The organism is Aquibacillus rhizosphaerae (assembly GCF_030282825.1).
GTDB classification, from domain to species: domain Bacteria; phylum Bacillota; class Bacilli; order Bacillales; family Amphibacillaceae; genus Aquibacillus_C; species Aquibacillus_C rhizosphaerae.
Window position 1 is genome coordinate 127,379 of record NZ_JASTZU010000048.1, and the last position, 11,138, is coordinate 138,516.

10 protein-coding genes and 1 rRNA gene are annotated in these 11,138 nt (G+C 34.7%); 8 read left to right on the top strand and 3 right to left on the bottom strand.

Annotated features, from left to right (window positions below; genetic code table 11):
* Window positions 1-183: 183 nt before the first annotated feature.
* Window positions 184-1,956 (top strand): ABC transporter ATP-binding protein, encoded by a 1,773-nt coding sequence (locus tag QQS35_RS15660; RefSeq protein ID WP_285933154.1) that lies wholly within the window; start codon window positions 184-186, stop codon window positions 1,954-1,956.
* Window positions 1,957-2,136: 180 nt separating this feature from the next.
* On the opposite strand, the gene QQS35_RS15665 is transcribed toward QQS35_RS15660, so the two are convergent.
* A complete protein-coding gene (locus QQS35_RS15665; RefSeq protein WP_285933155.1) occupies window positions 2,137-3,204 on the bottom strand; it encodes an FUSC family protein in 1,068 nt (355 codons plus the stop codon).
* A gap of 487 nt (window positions 3,205-3,691) precedes the next feature.
* A complete protein-coding gene (locus tag QQS35_RS15670; RefSeq protein ID WP_285933156.1) occupies window positions 3,692-4,978 on the bottom strand; it encodes a glutamate-1-semialdehyde 2,1-aminomutase in 1,287 nt (428 codons plus the stop codon).
* A gap of 229 nt (window positions 4,979-5,207) precedes the next feature.
* Between QQS35_RS15670 and QQS35_RS15675 the strand changes: the two genes are divergently transcribed.
* The 5 genes from QQS35_RS15675 to perR all read left to right on the top strand — a co-directional run bounded on the left by QQS35_RS15675 (window position 5,208) and on the right by perR (window position 8,864).
* Entirely contained in the window at window positions 5,208-5,660 is a 453-nt protein-coding gene (locus QQS35_RS15675) for a potassium channel family protein (RefSeq protein WP_285933157.1), read from the top strand.
* 56 nt (window positions 5,661-5,716) lie between these two features.
* On the top strand, window positions 5,717-6,187 hold the full coding sequence (bcp, locus tag QQS35_RS15680; RefSeq protein ID WP_285933158.1) for a thioredoxin-dependent thiol peroxidase: 471 nt from the start codon (window positions 5,717-5,719) through the stop codon (window positions 6,185-6,187).
* Between the two features lie 544 nt (window positions 6,188-6,731).
* Entirely contained in the window at window positions 6,732-7,682 is a 951-nt protein-coding gene (locus tag QQS35_RS15685; RefSeq protein ID WP_285933159.1) for a D-2-hydroxyacid dehydrogenase, read from the top strand.
* A 1-nt stretch (window position 7,683) separates the two neighbouring features.
* Window positions 7,684-8,241, top strand: coding sequence for a cob(I)yrinic acid a,c-diamide adenosyltransferase (locus tag QQS35_RS15690; protein WP_285933160.1), 558 nt, complete (start codon window positions 7,684-7,686; stop codon window positions 8,239-8,241).
* 179 nt (window positions 8,242-8,420) lie between these two features.
* Window positions 8,421-8,864, top strand: coding sequence for a peroxide-responsive transcriptional repressor PerR (gene perR, locus QQS35_RS15695; RefSeq protein WP_285933162.1), 444 nt, complete (start codon window positions 8,421-8,423; stop codon window positions 8,862-8,864).
* A gap of 83 nt (window positions 8,865-8,947) precedes the next feature.
* On the opposite strand, the gene QQS35_RS15700 is transcribed toward perR, so the two are convergent.
* A complete protein-coding gene (locus QQS35_RS15700) occupies window positions 8,948-9,361 on the bottom strand; it encodes a YgzB family protein (protein WP_407933972.1) in 414 nt (137 codons plus the stop codon).
* A 230-nt stretch (window positions 9,362-9,591) separates the two neighbouring features.
* Between QQS35_RS15700 and QQS35_RS15705 the strand changes: the two genes are divergently transcribed.
* Both QQS35_RS15705 and QQS35_RS15710 read left to right on the top strand, forming a co-directional pair.
* The gene (locus QQS35_RS15705; RefSeq protein ID WP_285933163.1) at window positions 9,592-10,458 is read left to right on the top strand and encodes a nucleotidyltransferase-like protein; all 867 of its coding nucleotides are present in this window, start codon (window positions 9,592-9,594) and stop codon (window positions 10,456-10,458) included.
* Between the two features lie 589 nt (window positions 10,459-11,047).
* Window positions 11,048-11,138: ribosomal RNA gene (locus QQS35_RS15710) — 16S ribosomal RNA — on the top strand; the annotation flags it as partial.

The window sequence follows — 11,138 nt, forward strand, 5'->3', positions numbered from 1 at the left end:
ATTATGTGACAAGGTTTTTCTGTTATAGCTGAGGGTGATAGGGCTAGCATGGTTTAATAAGTGGTCGGAAAGTCGACTTAAGACAATCAAGGCCATTTAAAATGGATGATGTAGGTTGTCCTTTATCCTGTACTCTTTTTTCTTCAGTCGTCGTGGTAAGGCATCAAGTGAGAGGTGAATATATTGGACAGTATTAAACGCTATTTAGAGTTTGTAAAACCATATAAGTGGAAAATATTTTTAACAGTATTTATTGGTGTTTTTAAATTTGGTATTCCATTGTTAATGCCTTTAATTGTAAAGTATGTAATTGATGATATTGTTGGGGCTGAGCAACTAAGCAATGCAGAAAAAATCAGTGAACTTTTATGGTTGGTTGGTGGGGCCTTTTTAATTTTCTTGGTTCTACGACCGCCGATTGAGTACTATCGTCAATATTTAGCGCAATGGACCGGAAATAAAATCTTATTTGATATAAGAGGAAAATTATTTGACCATATTCAAAAGCTTAGTCTGAACTTCTACTCTCGGACAAAAACCGGAGAGATAATTTCTAGAGTAATTCATGATGTAGAACAGACAAAAAACTTTGTTATGACTGGTCTAATGAATATTTGGCTAGATATGGTTACGATTATAATCGCCATTGCAATTATGCTGTCGATGAATGTATGGTTAACAGTTGTAGCTGTCGCTTTATTCCCCTTATATGGTTTTGCGGTGAAAATCTTTTATGGTCGATTACGAAATCTTACGAAAGATCGTTCGCAAGCACTAGCACAAGTTCAAGGGCATCTGCACGAACGTGTGCAAGGGATTCCTGTAACAAGAAGCTTTGCTTTAGAAGACTACGAGCAAGGACAGTTTGATCGTCACAATCAAAATTTTCTAGATAGGGCAATCGAACATACTTCTTGGAATGCTAAAACATTTGCAGTCATGAATACGATTACGGATCTTGCACCATTGTTAGTCATAGCGTTTGCAGGTTATTTTGCGATAACTACAGATCTTACTGTCGGTACGATAGCCGCATTTGTTGGTTATATGGATCGTGTTTATAGTCCGTTAAGACGTCTAATTAGTTCTTCTACAACGCTAGTTCAATCCATTGCTTCAATGGACCGTGTCTACGAATTTATCGATGAAGAATACGATATAAAAGATAAGAAAAATGCTAAACATCTAGACCATATTGACGGTACAGTAGAATTTGACCATGTTTCATTTAAGTATGAGCAGGAAGAAGAGACTGTGCTAAATGATATATCTCTCCAAGTGAAACAAGGAGAAACAATAGCATTAGTTGGGATGAGTGGTGGAGGAAAGTCGACCATTATCAGTTTAATCCCACGTTTTTATGATGTTACTAGTGGAAGTATTAAGATTGATGGAACCGATATTCGAGATGTGCAAGCTCGTTCACTAAGAGACAAGATTGGTATGGTGTTACAAGATAATATTCTCTTTAGTGAATCAATCGCAATGAATATTCGTATGGGTAATCCGGATGCAACAGATGAAGAAGTCATTAAAGCGGCTAAAGCGGCAAATGCCCATGAATTTGTTACTGGTCTAATTAATGGCTATGATACATTAGTTGGGGAACGTGGTGTTAAGTTGTCAGGTGGACAAAAACAACGAATTGCAATTGCACGTGTATTTTTGAAAAACCCTCCAATCTTAATCTTGGACGAAGCAACGTCCGCACTTGATTTAGAAAGTGAAAGCTTAATCCAAGAAGCTTTGGAGAAATTAGCATCTGATCGTACAACGTTTATTGTTGCGCATCGGTTATCAACGATTACGCATGCAGATCGAATTATCCTAATTGAAAATGGGGAAGTAAAAGAACAAGGCAAACACCATGAGTTAATGAAAAAACAAGGTAGTTACTATAGGCTTTTTCAAGTTCAACAACTGAATGATGAAAAACCAGAAATATTTAAATTATAAAATGAAAAGGAACACTTCCATATTGGAGTGCTCCTTTTTTAATAGCTAAGAAAAAATTCGTACATGTCTGGCTCTAGCGCCTATCCACCCTAAGATCAGCAAGGTGTAACGAGCTTTTCTTATCCTTCAGAATGATCGTTTATTAACAGGAAAGAGTGCAACTTAGATAGTATTCTTACATTAGTCTCTTTTCATGAATTCTAAATGTTCATCCTCATGATATTGCTGGTAGCTTTTTAATAGTATTTGTAAATGTTGTAGATTGTGATGATATTCCATTAATTGTGATGCTAGTGGTAAGAAGATTAAATGATTGTCTTCATCCTGTCTATAAACCTGAATCAGTTCTTCTACCAAGTTTGGTATGTCTGGTTCTGATATATCTTGCAGTGTTTGCTTATGTTTCTTTTTGATTCTACCCATTGAACTTAATAGTAGTCGTTCGTGTGAATGGATTACTTTATCGAGTTCTTCAACAAGTGCAGTTGGAAATTTAGTGGGTATGGATTCTATCTTTTCATCTAATTGATGAAAAGCTTTTAATACATCAAATGATTTTTTAGTGGTAGCAATTAATTGTCGAAATACAATTAGTTTTCTAGCTTTAGATAAATGATTTTTTCTTAGATAAGTACGTTCCTCTGAAAAGAGTAGATAGGTTTGGTCAATCTGTCTTAATTCTGTTTGTATTCTTTTGATTTCGCCTTTAAGTGCAGGTTCATCTGAAAGGTGTCTTGTCGTAATTCTAAGCCATTGTAAAATATCAGCCGTAGTTCGATCAACTCGTTGAAAAAGCTTTGTTTCATATTTTGGTGGTAGGAATAGTAGATTAACTAGAAAAGCTGAGAAAATCCCTAATGTTAATGCCGAAAAGCGCATCATAGCAAATGTAACAAAAGTCATCTCGGTACTTTCCATAATAGCAATGACAGCTACCAGTGCTAAAGAAACAGTAGTTTCACTCATTTTTAAATACATACATATACCAATAACAAGAATGGCTGTAAACCCAATCACAAATGGATCGTTACCAAGAGTAAATACCACTAGCATGGCAACACCTACACCAATAATATTTGCTTGAAATTGTTCTAATATAGTCTGAAAAGACCTGTATATAGACGGTTGAATAGCAAATATAGCAGCGATTCCAGCAAATACTGGAGATGGGAAACCAAGTAGAGAGGCTGCATAAAGTGCAATGGCTACAGCTAGTCCGGTTTTAAGCATTCTGGCTCCGAGTTTCATAAAATCATCCTTTATTCAGAATTCAAAGGCAGTACACGGCCACGTCAACTATTGAACTTGATGAAGTGGAGAAAATCTAGTTGAATCTTAGCCACTAGTTAGATAGTTTTAATAATCAGTGAATATACTTAGGGCTTATATCAAGCTTATTCTTAATCTACTATAAATATGTTAAATTATCTTACTTATTATACCAAACATTATACATAACACATAAAAAAGCAAAACAACAAAAAAAGGACCTTTGCTCGTGAGCAAAAGCCAAGTAATCATGCTTTGAAGGGAAGTCATAAAAAAACATTGACAAAAAAGCATGAGTTGAAAATTTGAAATTTTCTAAATAATCATAGCACAGAAAATTGTAATATTCAATATTTATTCATAAATATGTATAAAAAAACATTAATAAGTTACCTTTATTTGGAAGGAGACCCTGTAAAGGAGGGGTCTCTAGTATATTAAATATATTATTAATTTGTTGAGAAAACTACAAGTTTTTAAGAGCGTAGTCGATTGCCTTTAACGTTTGTTCGATGTCAGCTTTAGTATGTGCAATAGTTAGAAACCATGCTTCATATTTTGAAGGTGCTAAGACAATTCCTTGGCTTAACATTAATTTGAAAAACCTTCCAAATTTATCCCCATCAGTTGCTTCTGCTTGTGCATAATTTTCTACCGTTTCATCTGTAAAATAAACCGTAAGTGCACCTTTTAGTCGATTAATTGTTAACGTCACGTTGTGTTCTTTAGCAAAATATAAGATGCCATTCTCCAGCATTTCTCCGAGTTGGTCTAATTGTTCATAAGTACCTGGCTGTTTTAAGATTTCTAAACAAGCGATGCCGGCTGACATCGATGCTGGATTTCCTGCCATTGTTCCAGCCTGATAAGCAGGGCCGAGTGGTGCCACTTGTTCCATAATTTCCTTTTTACCGCCATATGCTCCGATAGGTAACCCTCCACCGATGATTTTACCTAGTGCTGTCATGTCAGGCTCTACGCCGACTAGTTGCTGAGCACTACCATAAGTGAAGCGAAAAGCAGTAATGACTTCATCATAAATGACTAAGGCACCTACTTGATGTGTAAGGTCGTTTAGTTGTTGTAGGAATCCGGGTTTGGGTTCCACAATGCCAAAATTTCCAACGATTGGCTCGACTAATACGGCAGCAACTTGATCCCCCCAACGTTCAAGCGCTTCTTTATACGCTTCAATGTCATTGAATGGTACAGTGATAACATCTTGTGCAGTAGATTTGGTAACACCAGCTGAATCAGGGTTGCCAAGTGTGGATGGTCCAGACCCAGCTTGAACAAGTACGATGTCGGAGTGTCCGTGATAACATCCAGCGAATTTGATAATCTTATCTCGATTTGTGTAAGCTCTGGCAACACGAATTGTAGTCATGACAGCTTCGGTTCCAGAATTTACAAAACGGACTTTTTCAAGTGAAGGAATTGCTTCTTTTAACATTTTCGCAAAGGTATTTTCTAATGCTGTTGGTGTTCCGTATAAAACACCATTCTTAGCAGCTTTTGTAATTGCCTCTGTAATCTGAGGATGAGCATGTCCAGTGATGACTGGACCGTATGCGGCAAGGTAATCGATGTATTTATTCCCATCAACATCCCAAAAATAGGCTCCTTCTCCTTTTTCCATATAAACAGGTGTGCCACCACCGACCCCCTTAAAAGCGCGAGATGGAGAATTCACCCCACCTACGATATGTTGTTGTGCCTCTTTATGTAACTTTTCTGAATTTGTGAAATCCATAAATAAACCTCCATTAAACATTGTTAGACAGACACATTATAGCAGTAAAAAATAGACAAGAACAGTTGGACTCATCATCAGTGCTGTAGAAGATGCAAGCATAGTGCAAATAAATCTAATATATTTTGTCATTACTTTTTTGCTCAGTCGTAAACTAATAAGAAACGAGGTAAAGATTAATTTTAATTTAATAAGCAGAGGTTAGAAGTTAGTGGAAGGGGGATTTTGATTGATTGTTGCAGTTGTTTCTATATTGTTGATTTTTATACTTATGGGCGGAAGCCTCTATGCGTTTATTTATCAAAAGTCATACGAAAGAAGTTATTTTTCTTACGAAGTCTTTTTCACACTAATTTTAGTATATTTTAGTGTTTTAATTAGCTTTGCATTGTTGTACTTTATATTATCTTTTAACGGTGTCTTATTAATAGAAGGAGGCGGGTTACGAAAAGTCGGGGTACTTGAATCATTGGCACATGCATTTTACTTCAGTGGTGTTACATTAATGACAGTGGGCTATGGGGATATAACTCCAGTAGGATGGGGGAGGTTATTAGCCTTAATGGAAGCGCTGATTGGCTATATTCTCCCTGCAGCTTTCTTTTTAAAAATATGGCAATTGTCTAATGAGTCGAAAGATGAGGAAGAAAAACAAGACAAGCGTGAAGTTGATTATTTGTAAGTATGGACAATTTTGGATACCCTTAGTATAAGTAATTCATATAGGAGGTTAAGTAAATGAGTATTGAAGTAGGTAAAACTGCACCAGATTTCGAATTGAAAGCAAATAATGGTGAACAAGTAACGCTTTCGGATTTTAAAGGGAAGAATGTAGTATTATATTTTTACCCTAAAGACAATACTCCAGGATGTACAACAGAAGCGTGTGATTTTCGTGATAAACATCAAAGTTTTGCAGACCTAGATGCTGTAATTTTGGGTGTTAGTCCTGATTCAGAAGAAAGTCATAAAAGCTTTATTGATAAACACGATCTTCCTTTTACTTTATTAGTTGACGAGAATCATAAGGTGGCAGAAGCTTACGAGGTTTGGAAGCTAAAGAAAAAGCCAGACAAAGAATATATGGGGATTGAACGTTCCACTTTTATTATTGATAAAGAGGGTGTCCTTCAAAAGGAATATCGTAATGTCAAAGTAGATGGACATGTTGAAGACTCTTTAAATTTTATTCGTGAAAATCTGAGTTAGGAATTTTGTCTGGTGGGTGTAAAGAACGCTATTTCTTTTTTAAAAATGTGAATAGCGTTCTTTTCTATAATTATAGCCTAAATCGTTAAATATAAGGAAATGTAGGCAAATCCTCTATACAAAAGATAAAGGGCTACATATAGTAACTTAGAACCCTGAAACCTCCCCTTTTCATATAATAAATTGATGACACAAGGATGACTCCCTTGTGTCTTTTTTTTGAAGTATAGAAGGAAATTATGGTTTTAATGTTTTTGTATAATTAACAATTTAGCACGTGTCACGTCCGGCCACAACGGCTACCCGAAACCTTCAATCCGATGTTAGCCTTAATTACCTTGGGGGGAGCATAAAGGGATTCTTCATAGCAAGACATCCCGGAAACAAGGATTTTCTTATTTCGAAGGCGTTCCGAACTTTTCCTATTTGTGCTAATTACAAGGAATAAAGATGAAGGGCATTGTATAAAAGTTTAAATGTTTTTTATTATTATTTTTGATTGATAAAGTATATATTATAATTAACTATTTTAGGAGGTCTCGGAATGCTTGTAATATCCACAACAAAGTTAACAAAAGATATAAGAAATAATCTAATCAATTCATATCCGTCACTGGATTTTAGATTTTATGAAAATATAGAAAAAGCTAGTGATCAGTTATCGAATGCAGAAGTTATGTTGACATATGGTGAAGACTTAACAAAAGAAATCATTGAAAAATCAACAAATTTGAAATGGATTATGGTGTTATCGGCTGGCATGGATGAGATGCCACTAAATAAAATAAAAGAACGTAGTATAATAGTCACCAACTCTAGAGGTATTCATAAAACTCCAATGGCAGAATACGCTATCTCTATGCTACTTCAAGTTTATCGGAATTCTGCAACCTTTATCGAAAACCATCAGAGAAAGATTTTCGATCGAACTGTGCCAACGGACGAAATTTCTGGAAAAACAATGCTTATCGTAGGAGCGGGTGCAATTGGTCAAGAATTGGCCCGAATAGCAAAAGCTTTCCGGATAAAAACTATTGGAGTATCTAATAGTGGGAAAAGCAAGGATTATATTGATGAAATGTATCGAGCTAAACATATAGAAAAAGCTATCCCGGAAGCGGACTTTATCGTTTCCATTTTACCTAGTACAAAAGAAACAGCTGATTTTTATACCTATGATCATTTTAAGTTAATGAAATCAACTGCAGTATTTTTGAATATGGGACGTGGGGATGTAGTAAGTAGTGATATACTAATAGAAGCAGTTAAACATAATGAAATTGCCCATGTAGTATTGGATGTATTTGAACAAGAGCCATTACCACCTGAACATCCATTATGGGAGATGGAACAAATAACAATGACACCCCATATTTCAGGTAAATCACCAAACTATATTCCAAGGGCGATTGATATATTTGAAGAAAACTTGGTAAAGTATCTTAACGGTAAATCAGATTTTATTAATTTTATTCATTTGGAGCGGGGGTACTAAGTTGCGTATCTATACTAGATCTGGAGATAAAGGCAAGACTTCATTAATATACGGACAACGCGTTGCTAAAGATGATTTGCGTGTTGAAGCCTATGGCACTTGTGACGAAGCTAATTCTATGATTGGACTAGCACTTAGTAATATTGGTGATATAAATTGGGAAGATAAAGATCGTTTCCTTGATGAAATGTACACAGTTCAAACGCTTTTATTTCATGTTGGATCTATACTTGCTACGCCAAATGGAAAAGATGTTTCTTGGAAATTAAAACAGGAGCACATTAATAATCTGGAACAACAAATAGATAATTTGGATAGGGAACTTCCTGAATTGAAAAATTTCATTTTGCCATCAGGTCATGCGGCATCTGCTGCAATGCATGTAGCGAGGACAATTGTTCGAAGAGCTGAACGAAAGGCTGTGAGCTTAGCAGATGATTTAGTAGACCCATTAGCTATTACCTATCTGAATCGTTTATCTGATTATTTATTTGTTGTTGCTCGTTATGTGAATGTTAGATGTGGAGGTAAGGAAATTCCTCTTAAGGTAAAAGATTAGTATAAAAGTTCATTGAATTTAATATACTTTTATTGACAGAATGTTTAACAAAAAGGTACACTAATTATAAGAATTATAAAATAAGAATTGTTAGAAGCATGTTTTTAATAATTAATGTCGTTTAAATATACTAGTAGTTGCTATTTTAAAATCCCCATTTGAAAGCGAGGTGCATGACGATGACTGAAGTAAAACTTCAAGAAGCTGTTGGAAAGTTAAAAGAATCAGGAGTTCGAATCACACCACAGCGTCATGCGGTATTAGAGTTTTTATTAAATGCTAAGATTCACCCTACCGCTGATGATATATATAAAGCGTTAGAAGGAAAGTTTCCAAACATGAGTGTCGCGACCGTTTATAATAATCTAAGGGTATTCCGTGAGATAGGTCTTGTTAGAGAATTAACTTATGGTGATTCATCTAGCCGGTTCGATTGCAATACATCTAAACATTATCATATTATCTGTGAGTCATGTGGGAAGATTGTTGATTTCCATTATCCGAGCTTGGACGAAGTAGAATCACTTGCGGAACAAGTTACAGGATTTGATGTAAGTCATCATCGAATGGAAATCTATGGAACATGTAACGTATGTAAAAATACAAAGAAAGCACTTGTATAGATTGTATTAAAAACCCTTTCTTACTCTGAATTGAATAAGAAAGGGTTTTTATTTTGTGGTGTTTTTGGTACCGAAGTAGTAACCTACTTTTTCTCGTTAATTTCATTTCGGTATTTTTTTTCATTATACTTTTCGTCAAACTCTTTACCTTCTAAGTTTTTATCTAATGTAAGTGGTTGTTTACAATGCATGCAAGCATCAACGCGCCCTAAAATTTTTGTAGGTTTTTCACATGATGGGCATACAATTTGAACAGCACGTGTTGACAACAATCCAATCCAGAAGTAAACAACTGTACTAAACACAATACAAAGCATACCGAGAAGAAAGAATATTAACATAAGCCATTCTATATTTTTAAGTAACAGCCCCAGATACATTACACCGAAACCGATAAATACTAAACTTAATGCGAACGTCCGAATTTTATTTATCTTACTAGAGTAGTTTAATGACAATGTAATCCCTCCATACTTTTCACTAACGTAGTATAGCATATTTTCTAGTAGGATAAGAAAATAAATAACTTTTCTTTATTTGGATGTGGCCATTGATAGAAGGCCTATCATTAAATAAAGCTAATTTTAATAAAGGGTTTTGGATTGTTATATAGAAATTAGTTTGTAAACTTTCTATATAATCATAGAAAGTTTACTTGTAAATATATAAATGATAAGTAACGATGAAATCGAACCTTTATACTGATTTTTATAATGGAGGAGAAAGAATGGAAGATTTGTTAAGGCCGTTATATCAAGAGAGAGCTAGTCATTCAAACACATTAGGGATATTAATCATAGAAAAGAATAAAGTAATCAGCCCTGAAACAGATAATTTTGATGTTATCTTATTGATCATTGTCTCAGAAGCGGAACAATCCTGGTACGTGAAGCATTATGAATTCAATGGGAAATCTGCAGCTATGCATATAGTAGAAGAAAAGTTATTAAAAGATTGGATAGATACAAGCACATACAGACGTGCGGTTGAATGGGTTATAAATGGAACAACAGTATTTGATCGCAATGAATATATTTCTGGATTAAAGGAAGAGTTAAGAACTTTTCCTCAAGAAAAAAGAAATTTAAAGTTGGCGATTGAATTTGCAAAGTTAACAAGAAGTTATAGTGAGTCAAAAGATTTATATGAATCTGGTCACTATCTAGATGCATATAGTCGTATACTTCGGTCTTTGCATTATCTTGGTAGATTGGCAATCATTGAAAAAGGCTATCATCCTGAGGTTCTTGTTTGGAGTCAGGTTAAGCGCATTGCTCCGGAAGTATATAAGTTATATGAAGAATTAATTAAAAGTAATGAAGAAACAAAAAAGCGTGTGGAGTTAATGCTCTTGGCAGTTGAGTTCGCTTTAAACTCTAAAGCTCAGATCTGTGCCAAACATTTGTTAGATATTATGCACACAGAGACAGAACCGTGGAGTTTCGGTGAGTTAAAGGTACATCCTGGAGTGAGGTCATATGCATTAGATTTAAGCACTGTGATTGAATATCTTATTTCAAAAGATATTATTGATGTCATTCTTGAAGAAACAAAAGGCAACAGTATTTATCACAGAAAGTATAAAGCTAAATAATAGTTACCCTAAACATGTTTCTACTATTAATAAGTAATAGGCGTTTTTATAGTAAGCTGGGATTAGATAACCTTGATAAGAAACATAATAAAAGTTCTTTAAGATAATAATAATTAATGCCTGGTAAATGAGAACATGATTATTTACCAGGCATTAATAGTGAAGGAACGATGAAAAGTGTGTGTTATTGTGGAGTATCTTATCGTTTTCCTTCTATAAATATCAGATATCAGTCGCATACTTAGCTTAGTCGAGAAGGTTATGGTAAGATGCAAAAAACTGTTGACTATAAATAATATGCATGTTATATTTATTTCCGTCGCTCAAACAGCGGCAGTTTAACAAGAAAAAACAACATTAAAATGGCATTGACATTATTGGTATTCATGTGCTATATTAATGAGGTCGCAATTTTGATTGCTGAAAACAAGAAATGAAAAAAGATGTTGACAAACTTAATTTAGATTGATATAATATAAAAGTTGTCGCAAAAACAACACCGCAACATTGATCTTTGAAAACTGAACAAAACAATCAGTATGTTAAGTAAGAAAAAAGCTAGTTAAGTAATGAGCAACCAAGCTTACATTTTATGGAGAGTTTGATCTTGGCTCAGGACGAACGCTGGCGGCGTGCCTAATACATGCAAGTCGAGCGCGTGAAGCAACTGGATCCCTTCG